Source organism: Arthrobacter sp. P1_D4 (assembly GCF_056406115.1).
The window spans coordinates 186,795-205,301 of record NZ_JBFUAU010000013.1 but is presented as its reverse complement, the minus strand read 5'-3'; the positions used below and the strand labels follow the sequence as shown (position 1 = coordinate 205,301).

17 protein-coding genes and 1 tRNA gene are annotated in these 18,507 nt (G+C 67.6%); 10 read left to right on the top strand and 8 right to left on the bottom strand.

What is annotated here, in order from left to right:
• Position 1: 1 nt before the first annotated feature.
• The 4 genes from AC1D0A_RS14315 (at position 2) to AC1D0A_RS14300 (ending at position 3,626) form a co-directional block, all read left to right on the top strand.
• Entirely contained in the window at positions 2–487 is a 486-nt protein-coding gene (locus AC1D0A_RS14315) for a hypothetical protein (RefSeq protein WP_243181824.1), read from the top strand.
• A 20-nt stretch (positions 488–507) separates the two neighbouring features.
• Positions 508–957: an RrF2 family transcriptional regulator gene (locus AC1D0A_RS14310; RefSeq protein ID WP_028278121.1), complete on the top strand. Its 450-nt coding sequence runs from the start codon at positions 508–510 to the stop codon at positions 955–957.
• Positions 958–1,163: 206 nt separating this feature from the next.
• Positions 1,164–1,445: a CBM96 family carbohydrate-binding protein gene (locus AC1D0A_RS14305; protein WP_476946108.1), complete on the top strand. Its 282-nt coding sequence runs from the start codon at positions 1,164–1,166 to the stop codon at positions 1,443–1,445.
• Between the two features lie 1,020 nt (positions 1,446–2,465).
• The gene (locus tag AC1D0A_RS14300; RefSeq protein ID WP_243181823.1) at positions 2,466–3,626 is read left to right on the top strand and encodes a globin domain-containing protein; all 1,161 of its coding nucleotides are present in this window, start codon (positions 2,466–2,468) and stop codon (positions 3,624–3,626) included.
• Between the two features lie 150 nt (positions 3,627–3,776).
• Here AC1D0A_RS14300 and AC1D0A_RS14295 read toward each other — a convergent pair whose 3' ends face one another.
• Complete coding sequence (locus AC1D0A_RS14295) at positions 3,777–5,174, bottom strand: FAD-binding oxidoreductase (RefSeq protein WP_243181822.1); 1,398 nt, start codon at positions 5,172–5,174, stop codon at positions 3,777–3,779.
• A 175-nt stretch (positions 5,175–5,349) separates the two neighbouring features.
• The gene (locus AC1D0A_RS14290; RefSeq protein ID WP_028275179.1) at positions 5,350–7,185 is read right to left on the bottom strand and encodes a phosphoenolpyruvate carboxykinase (GTP); all 1,836 of its coding nucleotides are present in this window, start codon (positions 7,183–7,185) and stop codon (positions 5,350–5,352) included.
• 277 nt (positions 7,186–7,462) lie between these two features.
• Between AC1D0A_RS14290 and AC1D0A_RS14285 the strand changes: the two genes are divergently transcribed.
• Positions 7,463–7,536, top strand: a tRNA-Arg gene (locus tag AC1D0A_RS14285).
• A 148-nt stretch (positions 7,537–7,684) separates the two neighbouring features.
• Here the strand turns inward: AC1D0A_RS14285 and AC1D0A_RS14280 are convergent.
• A complete protein-coding gene (locus tag AC1D0A_RS14280) occupies positions 7,685–8,413 on the bottom strand; it encodes a FadR/GntR family transcriptional regulator (RefSeq protein ID WP_028275178.1) in 729 nt (242 codons plus the stop codon).
• A gap of 165 nt (positions 8,414–8,578) precedes the next feature.
• On the opposite strand from AC1D0A_RS14280, the gene AC1D0A_RS14275 reads away from it, so the two are divergent.
• The 5 genes from AC1D0A_RS14275 (at position 8,579) to AC1D0A_RS14255 (ending at position 14,297) form a co-directional block, all read left to right on the top strand.
• Positions 8,579–10,114, top strand: coding sequence for a dihydrolipoyl dehydrogenase family protein (locus AC1D0A_RS14275; RefSeq protein ID WP_476946084.1), 1,536 nt, complete (start codon positions 8,579–8,581; stop codon positions 10,112–10,114).
• An 88-nt stretch (positions 10,115–10,202) separates the two neighbouring features.
• Positions 10,203–10,961 carry an ABC transporter ATP-binding protein gene (locus AC1D0A_RS14270; RefSeq protein ID WP_476946083.1) on the top strand — a complete coding sequence of 253 codons (759 nt, stop codon included), beginning with the start codon at positions 10,203–10,205 and terminating at the stop codon, positions 10,959–10,961.
• On the top strand, positions 10,958–12,994 hold the full coding sequence (locus AC1D0A_RS14265; RefSeq protein ID WP_476943591.1) for a YhgE/Pip family protein: 2,037 nt from the start codon (positions 10,958–10,960) through the stop codon (positions 12,992–12,994). The genes AC1D0A_RS14270 and AC1D0A_RS14265 overlap by 4 nt, the downstream gene beginning before the upstream one ends.
• Positions 12,991–13,623, top strand: coding sequence for a TetR/AcrR family transcriptional regulator (locus AC1D0A_RS14260; RefSeq protein ID WP_243181818.1), 633 nt, complete (start codon positions 12,991–12,993; stop codon positions 13,621–13,623). Before AC1D0A_RS14265 ends, AC1D0A_RS14260 begins: the two co-directional genes overlap by 4 nt.
• Before the next feature lie 17 nt (positions 13,624–13,640).
• Positions 13,641–14,297: a hypothetical protein gene (locus AC1D0A_RS14255; RefSeq protein ID WP_476943592.1), complete on the top strand. Its 657-nt coding sequence runs from the start codon at positions 13,641–13,643 to the stop codon at positions 14,295–14,297.
• 71 nt (positions 14,298–14,368) lie between these two features.
• Here the strand turns inward: AC1D0A_RS14255 and AC1D0A_RS14250 are convergent, their stop codons facing one another.
• From AC1D0A_RS14250 to AC1D0A_RS14230, 5 genes are all read right to left on the bottom strand, one after another.
• Positions 14,369–14,968 carry a hypothetical protein gene (locus AC1D0A_RS14250; protein ID WP_476943593.1) on the bottom strand — a complete coding sequence of 200 codons (600 nt, stop codon included), beginning with the start codon at positions 14,966–14,968 and terminating at the stop codon, positions 14,369–14,371.
• Between the two features lie 137 nt (positions 14,969–15,105).
• A complete protein-coding gene (locus AC1D0A_RS14245; RefSeq protein WP_243181815.1) occupies positions 15,106–15,633 on the bottom strand; it encodes a SixA phosphatase family protein in 528 nt (175 codons plus the stop codon).
• A 55-nt stretch (positions 15,634–15,688) separates the two neighbouring features.
• A complete protein-coding gene (locus tag AC1D0A_RS14240; protein WP_018774263.1) occupies positions 15,689–15,892 on the bottom strand; it encodes a dodecin family protein in 204 nt (67 codons plus the stop codon).
• Between the two features lie 227 nt (positions 15,893–16,119).
• Positions 16,120–16,983, bottom strand: a complete 864-nt coding sequence (locus AC1D0A_RS14235; protein WP_243181814.1) for a winged helix-turn-helix domain-containing protein — start codon at positions 16,981–16,983, stop codon at positions 16,120–16,122.
• Between the two features lie 320 nt (positions 16,984–17,303).
• A complete protein-coding gene (locus AC1D0A_RS14230; protein WP_476946082.1) occupies positions 17,304–18,320 on the bottom strand; it encodes a hypothetical protein in 1,017 nt (338 codons plus the stop codon).
• Between the last annotated feature and the right edge of the window lie 187 nt (positions 18,321–18,507).

The window sequence follows — 18,507 nt, the reverse complement described above, 5'->3', positions numbered from 1 at the left end:
GGTGGCAGTACACCCGGAAGAATCCGACAACACCGGATCCTGGCGCGAGTCCGTGCCGGACGCCAGCGCCACGGACCTGGAGAACCTGCTCGGCACCGGCGTCGGTGCCGCGCAGGAGCAGCTGGAACGCAACGGCGGCTTCCTGCCCTTCGCCCTGGTGGTGCAGAACGACGGCGAAGTCCGGCTGGTGGCAGTCACACCCGCGGACGCGAGCGACGGATCGGACGCCGACTTCGACGCGGACGCCATGATCCGGGACCTCCACGAGTTGCTCCGGCAGCACCGGGAGGAGTTCCGGGCCGCCGCCGTCGTCTGCGACATCACGCTGCTCGAGGAAGACTCGGACGCCATCCACGTCGCGGCAGAGCACCAGGACGGCTCTCTCTTCGCCGCCGTACTGCCCTACGCCGCGAACGCCGGGACGCACGAACTCGAATTCGGCCAGCTGGCCGCCGATACCAACGAGCCCGCCGTCTGGGTGGACTAGACCGCCCTTAGGCTGGGGATATGAAGATCAATGCGTTCGCCGATGTGAGCCTTCGCGCTTTGCTGGTGCTCGCGGCCGTTCCGGACGGCGGGCTCCTGACCACCCAGAGCATCGCCGACGCCGTCGGCACGCCGTACAACCACGTCAGCAAGGCGATGGCGAAGCTGCGCGCACTGGGCCTGATCGACGTCGAACGCGGCCGCAACGGCGGATCCCGGCTGAGCAGCGCCGGCCGGACCGCAACGGTCGGCCAGCTGCTGCGGCAACTCGACACCCGTTTAGACCCGGCCGACTGCGTCGCCACGGGCGGGACGTGCCCGCTCATCACCGAATGCCGGCTCCGGGCCGCGCTGGCCCGAGCCCGCGAAGCCTTCTACGGCGAACTCGACGGGATCGTGATCGCGTCACTGCCGACCTCCCGGCAGATGGCGCCCGTCTTTGCAGCGATCGGGCTGCGCCCGGGGCTTTAAGCGGCCCGGCAGGTTCGGGCCGCTTACCGGCGGGAATCCGGCCCAATCTGGGGAAAACCTTTGGTTTGGCGTCCAAACGCCCTTCCTGGCGGGCCTGCCCATTGACTTCAAGCAGGCACGGGGTGACAAAGTACCCCTAGGGAACGTCACCAAGCCGGTATTTTTGTCTTTCCGGCCAGTCGAAGGCCGCTGATGAAAAGTATCCGCTGGTTTGGCGCTGCCGGCGCCGCGGCGCTCCTACTGACGTTCATCACCGCCCCCAAACACTGACCGGCGCGATCCTGCGCATCCGCACCACCAGCCTGGCCTCCGCCGGCTCCGCCAACACCCTCAACGGCCGCTCAGCGGCCGACTCCTGGTCCGAGACCGGCACCCTCTACGCCAACCGCCCCGCGGTTTCCGGGCCCACCCTCGGGTCCCTGCCCGGCGGCACGGCCGCCAATACGGCCTACGACATTCCCCTGGACACCAGCCTGATGACCGGCTGAACCGGGTCCCGGACCCTGGCCCTGACCGGCACCGGCACCGACAGCTCCTGGTTCTGGTCACGCCAGGCCTCCGCCACGCTGCGCTCCACCCTCACCTACACGGACGGAACCCCGCCCGACACCACCGCACCCGGCGCGCCCGGGACCCTGGCCGCCACAGCCACCGGAACCACCATCGCCCTGTCCTGGACCGCGGCGACCGACAACACCGGCGCCACTGGCTACACCGTCCACCGCTCCACCGCTCCACCGCGGCAGGCTTCACCCCCGCCACCACCAGCAGAATCGCCGACACCACCGGGCTCAGCTACACCGACACCAACCGCCCCGCCGGAACCTGGTACTACCGCGTCACCGCCACCGACGCCGCCGGCAACACCGGCCCCGGCTCCAACGAGGCCACCGCCACCACCCAACCCGGTGCCGGCGGGACTGCGACCGTGCTGGCTGTCGGCGACATCGCCTGTGCCCCCGGCTCAGTTGTCACCACCTCGGCGTGCCGCCATGGCGACGTGGCCGCGGTGGTCGCGGCCCAGTCGCCCGACAGGTTCATCGCCCTTGGGGACCTTCAGTACCAGAACGCCACCCTTGCCGAGTTCATGGGGGCCGGCGGCGGCGCTCTCCCCCGACCGGGATCCGGTCCTTTACCGCGGGCGCCGGCGGGGCGGATCTCCAGGCGTTGTCGGCCAACACCGACCCCCCCTCCTGACCGCAATGGTGGCCCGTGGCCGAAGCGCCTTCGGGCCGCTCAAATTGACCCTGAACGCGACGTCCTACTCCTGGCAGTTCCTCCCCCTTCCCGGCATGACGTTGACGAACGTGGGCACTACCGGTTCCTTGTCCGGCAGCGACACTTGCCACTGACACCCGCCTGCGCCCGCCGCCGCCACGCCCGGAAGCCCGTCGATTTGGAATAGATTTCTACGCAGTGTAGAACTGAGGCATAGATATTCGTATTTGAAATGCAAGTATCGTCGCGGGCCCGACGGAAGAAGCCGGGCCACTACCTCAGGAGTCAACATGCTCTCGGACAAGTCCTTCCCCGTCATCGAGGCCACCCTGCCGCTGGTCGGTTCCCGGATCGGGGCCATCACCCCCAAGTTCTACGCCCGCCTCTTCGCCGCCCACCCCGAACTGCTGGACGGCCTGTTCAGCCGCTCCAACCAGCGCTCGGGCAATCAGCAGCAGGCCCTGGCCGGAAGCATCGCCGCCTTCGCCAGCCACCTGGTGAACAACCCGGACACCCTGCCGGAGACCGTGCTGTCCCGGATCGCGCACCGCCACGCTTCCCTCGGCATCACCGAACCGCAGTACCAGGTGGTCTACGAGCACCTCTTCGCCGCCATCGCCGAGGACCTGGCCGAGGTCATCACCCCGGAAATCGCCGAAGCCTGGACCGAGGTCTACTGGCTCATGGCGGACGCCCTCATCAAGCTCGAGAAGGGCCTCTACGCCGCACAGGCCAACGCCAAGATGTGGACCCCCTGGAAGGTTGCCGCCAAGACCCCGGCCGGCACCGGTTCCATGACCTTCACCCTGGAACCGGCCGACGACACCCCCATCACCGCGGCGCTGCCGGGCCAGTACGTCAGCGTCAAGGTCACGCTTCCGGACGGGCTCCGCCAGGTCCGCCAGTACTCCCTCTCCGGTGACGCCGGCACCAGCCGCAGCTTCACCACCAAGCTCGACGACGGCGGCGAGGTCTCCCCCGTGCTGCACAACAACGTGGCCGTGGGCGACGTCATCGAAATCTCCAACCCCTACGGCGAAATCACACTCGCGGCGGGCGACGGCCCCGTGGTCCTGGCCTCGGCCGGCATCGGCTGCACGCCCACGGCGTCCATTCTGCGCTCCCTGGCCGAGTCCGGCTCGGACCGCCAGGTCCTGGTCCTGCACGCCGAAAGCACCCTGGACAGCTGGGCGCTGCGCTCCCAGATGACGGACGACGTCGAACGCCTGGACGGCGCCGACCTGCAGCTCTGGCTCGAGCAGCCCGAAGCCGGTTCCAACGCGGGCTTCATGTCCCTGCGCGAGGTGGACCTCCCGGCCAACGCCTCGCTCTACCTGTGTGGCCCGCTGCCGTTCATGAAGAACATCCGCAACGAGGCCATCAACGCCGGCATCCCGGCCACGAAGATCCACTACGAGGTCTTCGGCCCGGACATCTGGCTCGCCAGCTAAAGCACTCATCGGCTGCTCCGCAACGGCCCTTTTGAGGGGTCAAAAGGGCGTTTTCGGAGCGATCGATGAGAGTTCGACGGCGGCCCGGCATCTTTCGCAATAAAGGTGCCGGGCCGCCGTCGTGGTTAACCTGGCCAGGCCTGTCCAGGCTCAGCCCGCCGCCGGCACCCCGGTGATCGCGTGGCCGAAGCGCAGGAGGTTGCCGGGGTCGTACGTGGACTTCGCGGACCGCATCCGCTCATATACCTCAGGAGACCACGCCCGGGCCCGGTCCTCCTCGTCGCCCGGCTCGCCATGGAAATTGACCAGCGTGTACCCGGTGGAGTGGGGAGCCATCGCGGCCAGGATCCCGCTGATGGAGGCCGATACGGCCTCGGCAAGGGGCGGTATCTTGAACCCGACGAGGAACAGCAGGAAGGCCGCGTCCCGCCCCGACACGGCGTCCGGCAACGCATCCGGCACTGCAGCAGTCCGCGCCAGCGCGCCACCGAGCGGCCGGACCTCCACCAGCAGCAGCGGGCAGTCCGAACCGTCCCCGGTGAGCTCGAGCAGGTCAGCCACGGCATCGTCGCCGAAATCCTTCAGGAGCGCGCCGCCGTCCATGAAGGGCAGCGGGTCCGCCGGGTCCATGTGGATCTGGTCAACGTCGAGGTAGCTCATGGGCCCGGCCGTGTCCATCAACGGGGTGGAGACCGCCCGCATCGGGGCCAGCAGCGCGTCGCCGGCCTCGCGCTTGCCCAGGAAGGCAAAGCGCAGGTGCACGACGAACTGGTTCCGCAGCGGCTCGGGAACGAAGTCCATATCCGGAAGCCGCAGCAGCGAGATCGAGGGTGAGGCATCTTCGGGCAGCGTGGGCAGCCAGTGGCGGAAGGCAGCCAGGACGGTGGCCGCATCTGCCCCGGGATAGATGATGCCGCCGCCGTAGAAGTCACTGAACGGAAAGAGACTGAACTCGAGGGCGGTCACGATCCCCAGGTTGCCCTTGCCGCCGCGCATCAGTGCAAACAGCTCGGCCTCGGCGTCGGCGTCGATCCGCCGCAGCGCGCCGTCGGCCGTGACAATCTCCATGCTGCGGACATGGTCCGCCGCGAAGCCGTGCGCGCGGCCGAGCACGGGCAGCCCGCCGCCGAGCGTGTAGCCGACGACGCCGACGTCGGTGCTGGAACCGTGCAATCCGACGAGCCCGTGCGGCACGCTGGCCTCCAGGAGGGTGCGCCACTTCACCCCGGCGCCGACGCGTGCGGTGCGTTCATCCGGATCGATCTGCAGGTCCTGCAGCCTGCGCGTGTTGATGAGCAGGCCGCCATCGATCGCCGATTCGGCGCCGTGACCGGTGGACTGGACGGACACGGGAAGCCTGCGCTCGGCCGCCCATTTAACCGCGGCCACGACGTCCCGGGCATCTGCGGCCCCCAGAACGACGTCGGGCCGGTGCACTGTTGCGACGTTGAAGGCGAACGTCTCCTCCGCGAATTCGGGGCTGTCCGGCAACGCGACCGGGCCGCTGACAGCGCTGGACAAAGCATCGATGTCGTCGTTGACAAGCATGAGGAACTCCTGAATCTCGCTTACCGCGAGCAGGTCGGGGGCGCGGCCGCACCCGCCCGGAATGCCCCCAGCGCACGCTCCAATCGGCGGCCGGCCCGGCTGATGGACGCATCTTCCGGGAAGATGCGGGGCCGCCGTCGCTATTGCACTGTTATAGGTGCTGTTGTGCCGGCTGCTACTGCTCGGCAGCCATGCGCTCCTTCAGCCCTGCGAGTTCGGCGCGCAGCGCCTCGGGCAGCGAGCTGCCGAAGTTGGCGAACCACTCCTCGATCGAGGCCAGCTCGGTGGTCCACTCCGCGGGGTCGACGCGGACGGCCTCTTCAACCTGGGCCGGGGTCATGTCCAGGCCCTTGAGGTCGATCGCGTCAGCGGTGGGGACGAACCCGATGGGGGTCTCCACGGCGTCGGCCTTGCCCTCGAGGCGTTCGATGGCCCACTTCAGGACCCGGGCGTTGTCACCGAATCCGGGCCAGGCGAATCCGCCCTCGGAATTGCGGCGGAACCAGTTGACCAGGAAGATCTTGGGCAGCCGCTCCGGGTTAGCTTTCGCGGACAGGTTGACCCAGTGGTTCAGGTAATCGCCTGCGTCGTAGCCGATGAAGGGCAGCATGGCCATCGGATCCCGGCGGACAACGCCCACGGCACCGGCTGCCGCGGCGGTGGTCTCCGAGGACAGGGTGGAGCCCATGAAGATGCCGTTGGACCAGCTGCGCGCCTCGGTGACCAGCGGGATGGTGGTCTTGCGGCGGCCGCCGAACAGGATCGCGGAAAGCTCCACGCCGTTCGGGTTGTAGTACTCCTCGGCCAGCATGTCGATCTGGTCGATCGGCGTGCAGAAGCGGGAGTTCGGGTGGGCGGCGGGCTTGTCCGAATCCGGGGTCCAGGAGTTGCCCTGCCAGTCGGTCAGGTGCGCGGGCACCTCGTCGGTCATGCCCTCCCACCACACACCGCCGTCGTCCGTCAGGGCGACGTTGGTGAAGATGCTGTGGCCCTTGGCGATGGCGCGCATCGCGTTGGGGTTGGTGCCCCAGCCGGTGCCCGGAGCCACGCCGAACAGGCCGGCCTCGGGGTTGACGGCGCGGAGCTCGCCTTCCTTGCCGAACCGCATCCAGGTGATGTCGTCCCCGAGGGTTTCGACCTTCCAGCCCTCGATGGTCGGATCCAGCAGGGCGAGGTTGGTCTTGCCGCAGGCCGACGGGAAGGCGGCGGAGATGTAGTAGTTCTTCTGCTCCGGCGAGGTCAGCTTGAGGATGAGCATGTGCTCGGCAAGCCAGCCTTCGTCCCGTGCCATCACCGAGGCGATGCGCAGGGCGTAGCACTTCTTGCCGAGCAGGGCGTTGCCGCCGTAGCCCGACCCGAAGGACCAGATGGAGCGCTCCTCCGGGAAGTGGACAATCCACTTGTCCGGGTTGCAGGGCCACGGGACATCGGCCTGGCCGGGGGCCAGCGGGGCGCCCAGGGAGTGCAGGGCGGGGACAAAGAACGCGTTGGTCGCGGTGATCTTGTCCAAGACCTCGGTGCCGATGGTGGCCATGATCCGCATGGAGGCGACAACGTAGGCGCTGTCGGTGATCTCGACGCCGAACTTGGGGTCCTCGGCGTCGAGGTGGCCCATCACGAAGGGGATCACGTACATGGTCCGGCCACGCATGGAGCCGGCGAACAGGCCGCGCAGCTTTTCCTTCATCTGCGCCGGGGCCATCCAGTTATTGGTGAAGCCTGCGTCGTGCTCGTTCTCGGAGCAGATGAAGGTCTGCTCTTCGACCCGGGCCACGTCGGCGGGGTCGGAGAAGGCCGCGAACGACTTGGGGAAGAGGTCCTCGTTGAGGCGGGTCAGGGTGCCGGCGGCAACGAGCTCGTCGGTCAGCCGGGTGTTTTCCGCTTCCGACCCGTCAACCCAGTAGATCCGGTCCGGCTGGGTCAGTTGAGCTACCTCTTCTACCCATGCCAGTAGACCGGCATGTGTGGTGGGTGCTTTTTCAAGCAACGGCAGTCGCGCCAGATCTCCCATTACGGTTCCCTTCCTCGGGTTCAGTGGTGTGTCCTAAATGCTAGGGCTCGGCAGGGGGCCCATTTCGGGCCCGGACGTGGGATGACCGGGGCGGAGCAATTCAAAAACCGCGGAAATTCAAGGAACTGGCCGGCCATCATCCCTCCTTTTTGTGACTAAGGTCACGTAGACCGGTCTAGTCGGCTAGATTACACCCGTTTCGATTTGTAACTGGGCCCGGGCTCGCGTAAAGTAATTCGAGGTTCGGGGAGAGAGAAGTTCTCCAAGAGCCAAGAATGCGCCCATAGCTCAGCTGGATAGAGCGTCTGTCTACGGAACAGAAGGTCAGGGGTTCGAATCCCTTTGGGCGCACAGTTGAAGATCCGCCCCGGTTCGCCGGGGCGGATCTTTTGCTTTAACCGCCTACTGCCCTAGGCGCCAGGGCGCCGGGCCGGCTGCCTTAGGCGCCGGGCTGGGCGCCGGCGGCAGCCGTTGGGCCGGAGCGGCCCGGCCGCAGGGCTCAGGCCGTGGTCCGGACGATGATGGTGCGGATGTCGTCGAAATGCGTGCTGAGCCGCTCGGAGGCGAGGGCCTTGTCCGCCGTTGCGACCGCCTCATAGATCCCCCGGTGCACTGCGGCCGTTGCCTGCAGGTCGACGGCGTACGGTCCGCCGAGTTCGAGGTGGATCCGGCGGTAGACCTTCCAGAAAACGTCCATCAGGCTGATCAGCAGGTCGTTGTTCAGCGGCTCGAAAAGCCTGCGGTGGAACTCCGCGTCGGCCTCGATGAAGGGCTCCCCCGCGTCGGCCAGCGCTTCCATGCGGTTCACGGACTCCTCCACGGCGGCCAGCTGTTCTGCGCTGATCCGGTCCATGGCGGCGCCGACCAGGCCGGATTCGAGTGCTTGCCGGACCTCCACGAGCTGCAGGGCTTCCTCGCCCTGATGGCGCAGCGACAGCCGGGCGCGGAAGGTGAGCCCATCGGTCAGGGCCTCGAAATTGCTCGGCGCCACGAACATGCCGAATCCGTGGCGGATCTCAATGACGCCCAGCGCCTGGAGCGCCTTCAAGGACTCCCGCAGGGTGTTGCGGCCGACGCCAAGTGCCGCCGTCAGCTCGTTTTCGGTCGGCAGCGGGTCGCCGGGAACCAGGTCGCGTTCCAGGATCAGCTCCAGGATGTCCGACTGGAGCGCCCGGAGCCGGGCCTGGGCGCTGAATCTTGCCAGCGGTATGGCCGGGCCTGTTGTCATGTTGCGTGCGGCCATGGCCGCCTCCTCCCCCAAGTATGGTCCCAACAGTATCGACCGTCCCCCGTCCTGCAAAGGGTTCGGCCCGGCACATTACGCCGGAAGCCCGCATCGCCGGCGCCCGGAGCTCCCCCGGATGCGGCCATGGCCCCGGCGTAGGCTGGTGCCATGACGGCACAGATTGAGCGGGAATTCGATGTCATTGTGATCGGCGCCGGGGCCGTGGGCGAGAATGTGGCGGACCGTGTGGTCCGCGGCGGCCTGACAGCAGTGCTCATCGAGGCGGAGCTGGTCGGCGGCGAGTGCTCGTACTGGGCCTGCATGCCTTCGAAGGCGCTCCTGCGGCCGGGCACTGCGCTGCATGGCGCGCAGACGGTCCCCGGCGCCCAGGAAGCGGTCACCCGCACCCTGGATCCGGCAGCCGTGCTGAAGCGCCGGGATTACTTCACCTCGAACTGGCAGGACGACAGCCAGGTCAAGTGGGTGGAGGAGACAGGCATCGAACTGATCCGCGGCCACGGCTGGATCACCGCCCCGCGGCACGTCGAGGTGGCCGGGCTGGACGGCAACAGCTACGCACTCACGGCCCGGCACGCCGTGGTGGTCGCCACGGGCTCCGCCCCGAACCAGCCGCCGGTCGAGGGGCTTCACGACGTCGAGTACTGGACCACCAGGGAGGCGACCTCAGCCCGCGCGGTTCCCGCGCGGCTTGCGGTCCTCGGCGGCGGCGTTGCCGGCGTCGAACTCGCCCAGGCCTATGCCCGGCTTGGTTCGTCCGTGACGCTCGTGGCCCGCGGCGGGCTCCTGGGCGTTTTCCCGGAACAGGCCGCAGACCTGGTCGCTGCCGGCCTGCGCGCCGATGGCGTGGACCTGCGCCTGCACACCGGTACGCGGAGCGTGCATGAGAACGACGACGGCTCCCTTACCGTAATGCTCGACGGCGGCCCCAAGTGCGGCCCCACGGGCGGCCCCACGGACGGCCCGAGCGCCGGTCCCGCTAACGGCACGGCCCATGGCGCCACGATCACGGCGGACAAGCTGCTCGTCTCCACCGGCCGGCACCCCGCCCTTGAGGGACTCGGCCTGGACAGCGTCGGCCTCCCGGCACCCGAGGGCGGGACCCTGCGGCTCACCACCGATTCCACCGGACTAGTCCACCACGCCACCGAGAACGATGTGTCCGGCAACCCCTGGCTTTACGCAGCCGGCGACGCCGCCGGACGGGCCATGCTGACGCACCAGGGCAAGTACGGTGCCCGGGCCACCGGAGACGCCATTGCCGCCCGGGCCAAGGGCGAACTCCGCGGCGAGCCGGCACCGTGGAGCCGCTTTGCCCAGACGGCCTCCGAGCACGCTGTGCCGAACGTGGTGTTTACCGATCCGGAACTGGCGAACGTCGGCCGGACCATGGCGCAGGCGGAGCAGGACGGCTTCCGGGCCTCCGCCGTGGAACTCCCCATCCAGGTGGCCGGCTCCTCCCTGCATGCCGAACACTACGAAGGGTGGGCGCAGCTGGTCATCGACGAGGACCGAAAGGTGCTGCTGGGCGCCACGTTCGCCGGCCCGGATGTCGCTGAACTCCTGCACGCAGCCACCATTGCCGTGGTGGGGGAAGTCCCGCTGGACCGGCTGTGGCACGCCGTGCCCTCCTATCCGACCATCAGCGAAGTCTGGCTCCGCCTGCTGGAAAGCTATGGCCTGTGACCCGTTGATCACAAGCGACTATTTCTATTTGAACTGACCGGTCAGTTCGGTTAGCCTTGAAGCAGACTAGACCCTGCGAAAGGCTTACATGCTCTCCGTGCAACAGCTCCGTGTGAACGGGCGCCGGAATGACCTGCTCCCACCCACGTCCCTTGAGGTACGTGCCGGGGAGCTGCTCTTGGTTGAAGGCGACGGCCAGGACCAGCGAACAGCCCTGGCCCTCACACTCAGCGGCCGGATGAAGCCCTCCGGGGGGGTGCTCAGCTGGGACGGAAATTCCAGGATTAAGCGCCTCCGGTTGGCCAGTGCACTGGTGGACTCCCCCGGTGTCAACGAGCCCGAACAGCATCTCAGCGTGGGCGACCTCGTCACCGAGGACCTCGCGCTCATCCCCCGGCGCTATCGGGGTGCTCTGCTGAGCAAACCCTGGCTCAAGGTCAACCGCTTCGAGGACATTGCCGGCCTCTGGACCGAACAGATTCCGGCCCGGCGACGCGTCGAACTGCTCACCGCCCTTGCCCTGGCCAACCCCAGTACAGATCTGCTGGTGGTCGATTCTCCGGACAGGCACAGCGCAGATCCCGCGGACTGGCTTCCCAGGCTGGAAGACCTGGCGCACGACGGCGGCCGGCCGCTCGCCGTCGTCGTCACCGTCGCGGCACTGCCGGACGGCTGGACCGGGCCGTCCGCCGCAATCGGGAACGCCGTTAAAGCTGCCGCCGCAACGGGTTCCATCGTTGACGCATCCGCGGACTCCGCCCAGCCTGATGCGCAGGAGACAGAAGGCCATCCCGCGAAACACCGGAACCCTGAACCCATCCTTCTCGAAACCGAGGCCTTAAAGTGACTGTTCTGCGGCTGGCCCGCTCCGAGCTCAAGCGCATGACTGGCGGGCTCCTGCCCAAACTGACCATCCTGGCGCTGACCATGGTGCCTTTGCTGTACGGCGCGGTGTACCTCTACGCCAACTGGGATCCGTACGGGAACCTGGACCAGATCGACGCCGCCTTGGTAGTCGAGGACACCGGCGCGTCCGCCAGCAACGGGACCCGGCTCGAGGCCGGGAAAAAGGTCGCCGACAGCCTCGTGGACGGCCACGTCTTCAACTGGCAGAAAGTCACCACCGCCGCGGAAGCGGACCAGGGCGTAAGCAGCGGCAAGTACGCGTTCGCGCTCAAAATTCCCAAGGACTTCTCGGCCAACCTGGTCTCCCCGGGCAGCTTTGACGCCGCGAACCAAGCCATGCTGAATGTCACCACCAACGATGCCAACAACTACGTCCTCAGCAACATCGTGGACAAGCTGACCGCTGCCGTGCATTCGACGGTTGCCAAGGAGGTGGGCGAGGAGACTGCGAACCAGCTCCTGACGGGCTTCGGCACAATCCATACTCAGATAGTCCAGGCCGCCGATGGGGCCGGAAAACTCTCCGACGGCATTGCCAGGCTCCGGGACGGGGCAGTCAGTTTGCATGCCGGAACGAGCCAGCTGAACGGCGGAGTCGCCGAACTCGCCGCCGGTCAAATGAAGCTGCGCGATGGCGCCAACCAGCTCAATTCCGGCGCCGGCCAGCTCAGCGCCGGCCTGACGCAGCTGAAGGACAGGACGGCCACACTCCCTGCCGACTCGCAGAAACTTGCGGACGGCGCCGCGCAGGTCGCGGCGGGAAACGCGGCACTGAACACGAAAGTCCAGGACGTCGTCGGGCAACTCAGCGCTGCTGACAAGGGCCTCCGGGACCGTGTGGTCCAATCCAACAGCCGTCTGATTGCCGCCGGGATCATCACCCCCGACCAGGCCGGCAAAATCCTGGCCGATTTCGATACCGCCGCAGCCTCAAGCCCAGTGGCCGATGCGAAGTCCAGAATCCAAACGGATGCAGCCCAGATCCAGCAGCTTGCCGACGGGTCCGCCGCCGTAAGTTCCGGGGCGGCCAAACTTGCGGGAGCAACGCCGGCTCTGACTGATGCCATCTCAAAGGCTTCAGCCGGCGCCAACCAGCTCTCAGCTGGCTCGGCCGCGCTGGCCGCGGGCGAGCAGAGCGCCGTTGACGGCACTGCCAGGCTCGCAGATGGCGCCCGGCAGCTCGACGACGGGGCGGCCCAGCTGGAAGACGGCGCCCGCACGGCCTCCGACGGCGCCGCCACCCTGGCCTCGGAGCTGGACAAGGGAGCCGGGAAGATCCCCAATCCCGATGACGCCCAGAAGAACAGCCTGTCCAAGGTGATCGCGGACCCTGTCGCCGTCAGCGACGTCTCTCAGGCCAAGGCAGCGTCGTACGGTGCCGGCCTGGCGCCATTCTTCCTAACCCTGGCCCTGTGGATTGGCGTATTCATGCTGGTCCAGGCCATGCGGCCCATCACCCAACGCGCACTGGCGTCCAACGCCCCGTCATGGAAGATCGCCGTCGGCGGCTGGCTGCCGTTCTTTGCCGTTTCAGTCATCCAGGCCACGCTGCTCACCCTCGTGGTGGACCTGGGCCTGGGCCTCAAGCCCGCCCACCCGGTGCTGATGTGGTTGTTCATGTTGGCGGCCGCCATGGCCTTCAGTGCCATCATCCAGGGCGTCGTGGCCCTGCTGGGAACTCCCGGGAAATTCGTGGTGCTTATCCTGCTGGTCCTGCAGCTGGTTTCCTCCGGCGGAACCTTCCCGTGGCAAACCACCCCGCAGCCGCTGCACTTTGTCCACGAGGCACTGCCTATGGGTTATGTGGTGGCCGGCATGCGGCACCTGATCTACGGCGCGGACCTTTCCTTGATCGTGCCCACGGTGGTTGGCCTCCTTGGGTACACTGTGCTCGGGGCGGCGCTTTCCACGCTGGCCGTTCACAAGCACAAGTTCTGGACCCTGAAGTCCCTAAAACCGGAGATCGCCGTATGAGCACAGTGGACGCCGGGAAAAAGCTCCGTCCGGCCCGCACGAACGCCACTAAACAGAAACTGTTCGAGGCGTCCATGGAACTGATCGGGGAGCGCGGCGCGGCGGGCGTGACGGTGGACGAGATCGCCACGGCCGCCGGGGTGTCCAAAGGCACGGTGTATTACAACTTTGGCAGCAAGTCGGACCTGATCGCCCAGCTGCTGCGCCACGGCGTGGACATCCTGCTGGCGCGGCTGCTGAGTGTCCGCGACGGCTCCGCCGACCCCCTCGCCGCCATGGAGGAAATGATCGGCCAGGCCATGGACTTCATGGCCGAATACCCGTCCTTCGCCCGGCTTTGGGTCAGCGAGAGCTGGCGCACCCCCAGCGAATGGCAGGACACCTTCGCCGAGCTCCGCGGGCGCCTGCTCGCGGTGATCGGCTCTGCCATCGACGGCGTCGCCGCCGTCTACCCCGTGGATTCCGCCGTTTCCCGGGGCAGCCTGGAAACGGCAATCTTTGGGGCCTGCTTCGTGGTCGGACTGGACCGCCAGACGTACAACCCGGAGCGCACCAGGGAGCAGAGTGTGGCCGCAATCATGGCCTCCATGCGCGGCTACGTCGTGAAGCAGCCGCCAGCTCAGGCATGATTGTTCACATGCGTCACATGGGTACCAACGGGAAAGTCGCCATCGGAGCGTTTCTCACTGCCCTGGCACTTCTGGTCCTGACCGGAATCACCCTGCAAGAGTGGGTGCTGGTGTGGTTCGTCGGGGCTGCCGCGACGGCATATGTGGCCTGCGTGGCGGAGGTGGTGGTCCGGCGCCGGCACAAGACTTTGGCCGCGAGCGGGGTCGGCAGCATCCTCTTCATCGCGTTCGGGGTCGCTTTCCTACGTCAGTGGGGGCTGGCCTTCAACCCCGATCCCGACGCCCTGTCCACGCGCGTCGATTCTGAGCATCCGGATTTGTACTTCTATCTGGCCGTGGCCGCCGGAGCCGTCACCTTACTGTTGCTGTTTGCCGGCACCGTCCTGCCCGGCAGGAGCCACGGCCGGCGTTCCCCGGGCCGTGCTCCGCGACGCCGCCCGTCGCCCGCCGCGCGGGGAGCGGGGGCCAGGTCTGCGAATCCGAGGCCTTCCACACCGCGGCCGACGCCGAGAGGAACCGCCGCGCGTCCGGCGGCTCCGCGCGCGGCTTCTCCGCGGTCCACTGCCCGGCCCGCGGCCAAGTCACCGGCGAAGACACCGCTCAAGCCGGCAGCGAAGACACCGGCCAAGTCGCCTGCCCCCAAATCACCCGCCCGGGCCTCGGCCCGCCGCTGAGTCCCGCGCATCACCACCCGGCGAAACGTTCAGCACAGGATTTTCCGCCTGGGCCAGTTCAGGAGTTCAGCTCAGAGGTTTCGAGGCTTGTCTTCCCGCGGGGTGGCATCCGGGCCCGGGGCCGTGTCGGTCCGGGTTACGTCCTCGCCGCTGCGCTGGTCGGCTGACACTTGCTGGCCGGACGCTGGCTCGCCGGACGCTTGTTCGCCGGAAGACACTTGCTGGCCGGACGTTTGCTGGCCGGGGACGTGGCTGCCCGTTGCGGGCTCGGCGGCGGCCCTCTCGGCGCGCAAATCCCCGCGGGACGGCATCTGCCCGCTTTCGCCGCCGCGTTCAGATGTGACTACGTCAGGGTCCACTTCGTCGGCTTTGCGCAGTTGCTCCTGCGCGCCGGAGCGGACGCTTTCGGCCTCTTCCTGGCGCTTGCGGGCTTCCTGCCGCAACCGCTCGGCCTCGAGGTCAGCCTCCTGCGCGTCGGCCTCGGCACGGGCCGCCTTGGCGTCGCGTTCCCGCGCAGCGAATTCGTCGGCCTTGGCCTGTTCACGCATCTCGGCCGCACGGTTCCGGTCCGCCGCCACCTTGCGTTTGCGGCTGACCATGACCGCCACCGCTACGATCGCGAGCACCACGACGATGCCGACAATAATTCCTATGAGCTGCCCTGAATCCACGTTGATCACCTTTTCTCCGGGTTGCAACAGATGCCCCAAAACCACTGGAAAAAACCACATGACTAAACAGCATCAGTAAACCGCAGATCGGCGCAGGTTGCTATGGATTCCGCAGCCCTCGCCGGGCGGACCTGCGGCTATTTGGCGCGGGGGACCTTGAAGTGGGTCAGCTTGGCGTCCTGCCCGTCCAGTTCGGCCCAGGACTTTTCCGTTTCCAGGACGGTCAGCCCGCTGGTCGGATAGCGCGTGGCGGCGTCCATGTAGGCATCGTGGTCGGAGTCGCGCGACGCCAGATGCATCGCAAGGTCCTGCACCCCGGGCATGTGGGAAATCACCATGAGGGTGGTGACGGTGTCAGGGACGTGGTTGATGACGGCCAGCATGCGCAAGGCGGAGGCGGCGTACAGCCCATCCTCGAGCTTGGGCGTCGGCGCCTTGTCTCCGAGGGCGTGGCACACCCACGTGCAGGTCTGGCGGGTCCGCAAAGCGCTGGAGCAGAGGATGAAATCAGGGACCACGCCGTGCTTGAGCAGCCACTTTCCGGCGACTGGGGCGTCCTTGTGGCCGCGTTCTTCGAGCGGCCTTTCGTGGTCGGCAACCCCGCCGGGCCAATCGGACTTGGCGTGCCGCATGATCACCAGCCGTTTGATGTGATGCGCGCTCATGCCCCAATCCTAGTGCGGCGGCTGGCCCACGGGCGCGCATCCCACCAGCGTCCGTTCAGTCTTCAAGGACAAAGGTCACTTCCAGCACGACGTGCCAGGCAACGACGGCACCGTCGCTGATTTCGACCTTCTGTTCCTTCACCCATGCCCCCGTGACATTGCGAAGGGTCTTATTGGCCCGGTCGATGCCCTCCTTGATGGCGGCATCGAACGAGGTCTTGGAGTTCGCGCTCAGGGTAGTAATCCGTGCAACAGACATGTCTTCCTCCCAATAGTCGGCTCAACGGTCCGAGACTACGCCGGACCCCCAAAAGGCAACAGAGTCTAACCGCGACCCACCAGCAGCGGCGGCAGAGGCCCGTCAGCCAGCCCACCCAATGCGCCCGTCGGGGAATGTGGCTGCCGGCGGAAAGCCACTGAAGCTTCCGGAAACGCGAAAGCGCCCGCTCCCTGGGCAGGGAACGGGCGCTTTGCGTGGGCTGGAAGCTAGATCGAGTATTCCGGAGCGGCCCAGACAACCACCTCGGGGTGCTCGTAGAACCGGTAGCCCTGGCCGCGCACGGTGCGCACGGTGTTGGCGAGGCGGCCGAGCTTGGAACGCAGGCGGCGGATGTGGACGTCGATGGTCCGCTCGTTCGGGACCTCTTCGGCGTTCCGCCACAGGCCTTCGAGGAGCTCGTCGCGGCCCACGGTGCGGGTGCCGTTCTCCACGAGGTAGTTCAGGAGTTCGAATTCCTTGAACGTGAGGTTCAGGGATTCGCCGTCGAGGTGCACCTCACGGCGGGCGAGGTCGATCAGCACCCCGGAAGGCCGCGGATCCTGCGGCTGCTGCAGGCGGGCGGTCTCGGTGCGCTGGCGGGCCCCCGCGGTGGGGTCACCGAAGGTCGAGCGGACGACGTCGAGGGCGGAACCCGGGGCACTGGCCGGCGCGACGGCGACGGCGGCATAGCTTTCGGCACCGGCCACGAGCGACTGTGCGTAGGCCCGGATTTCCTGGGCAAGCTTGGCGATGGATGTGCCGGCTGCAGCCGCGGTTTCCTCGTCGATGCCCATGTACAGCACGAAGCCGCGGGCGACGTTGTCGCTGGGGGCCGGACGGACCGGGCTGCCGGCACCCGGGGCGATCACCGGGGTGGGTGCCGTGGCGGGGGCGGGGGGGACGGCACGGAGCTGGCCGTAGGAGTCAGGGTTGTAGCCCTGCGCTGCATATCCGGGGGCGGGGAAGCTGCCCGCGGATCCGGCGGGGGCGAACGCGGAGCGCCCGCCAAAGCCCTGGCGGATCCCTGAGGCCTGGCCGGCCTTGCTGGCGTTACGGACGGAGATGTGGACGTATCCGGATGCAACTGACATGGAATGCTTACCTCAATGTGAATGGCCGTCATCGCGGCTCGAATGCTTCTTTCCCCGCAATGAAATTGGGGAGGGGCGCCCGACTCTGGGCTTGGGGGCGAATGCCTAGAAACCTTTAGGGGTGTAAAAGTTAGGCGTGCATTCGACAACAGCGCATCTCGGTACCAGCGGGTGTGCTGATCCAGGAAGCTGCGGCTGCAGGTGCTGTTGAGTTCTTGTTCACAATTGAAGTGTGCAACGTAACAATGTAAACGTGCAAGTAACAATGGACCCCAGGTTCCATGCCGGCCAGCCACGGTTGCGATGCCGGCCGCGGCGGTTCAGTTCGACTGGCCGGTGGCTGTCGCCGCGACCAGCATGACGGAGGCCGCCGTGTAGCCGGAACCGTCCTTGGCCGCCACGATCCGCACCGTCCCGCCCGCGACGATGTCCGCGACGCTCAGCTGCGTGCCCGTGCCGCCGGCCTGCTGGCGCCGCTGTTGCAGATTACTCACCACCACGTCGCTGCCCAGCGCATAGCTGCGCGTGAAACCGTCGCTGCTCTTGACCGTCACGGAGGACGAGCTGACCTCGCTCACTGTGCCCAACTGCTCGGCCATCGTGGTGTATGCGCTTCCTTGCAGCACCACGTATTCGGCGTGCACTGCCGCGGAAAGCCCGCTGCCCATGCCACCGGCAGCGAAGTGGCCGGGACCGCCCTGCCCCGGCATGCCGCCGCCCGCGAAACCACCTTGCGCGGAACCGTCTTGTGCTGAACCTGGCACGCCTGGGGCGACACCCTGGCCGCCGGGTCCGCCGGCTGCCGCCCCGCCGGCCGCACCGGTGGCTGCCGTTGCGCTTGAGGTGAGGGCATAGACGCCGGCCCCGGCGCCGACGGCCAGGACTGCGGCGGCGCCGGCGACGGCGAGCCCCCGCTTGAGGGTCCAGGGCTTCGCCGCCGAGGCCGTCTTGGCGGAAGTTCCCGGCGCGCCCCAGCCTGTGGCTGCGGCGGGGACAGGTTCCTGCCGGGGCATGCCCCAGGCAGGTTCCGATGCCGGAACCTTCCAAACCGGAAGCGCGCCCCAGCCCCCGGCAGCGCCTGCTTCCGGCCGCCCGGCCTCGGCGTGCCCGCCGCCGGTGCGTCCGGCGTCAGCCTGTCCGGCGTCAGCGTGTCCGGCATCGGCGTGCCCGGTTTGGACTGTTCCGCCGTCGGTGTGTCCGGCGCCGGACTGCCAGGCAGTACGGGGTGTGGTTACGGGCGCGGGCGCCGCTGGCGCGCCGGTGGTGGGCGTGGGGGCGGGTACAGGGGCTGACTCGGGGGCTGCTCCGGAACCGGCTCCGGGATGCTGACCGCTCATGGTATTTCTCCTTTAGGGTGCGGATCGGTGTTCACCCCAGCGTGGTGAGCGATCCTGTGCTTGGGCTGTGCGGGCCGACAGCCCGGCCTGTGACGTTGCCGGACGGGAAGGGCGGATTGAACATGGCCGTTGCGGCCCGTACGATCCCGCAACGGCATCCAGCTCGCTAGGCTGGGATTCACAGGTG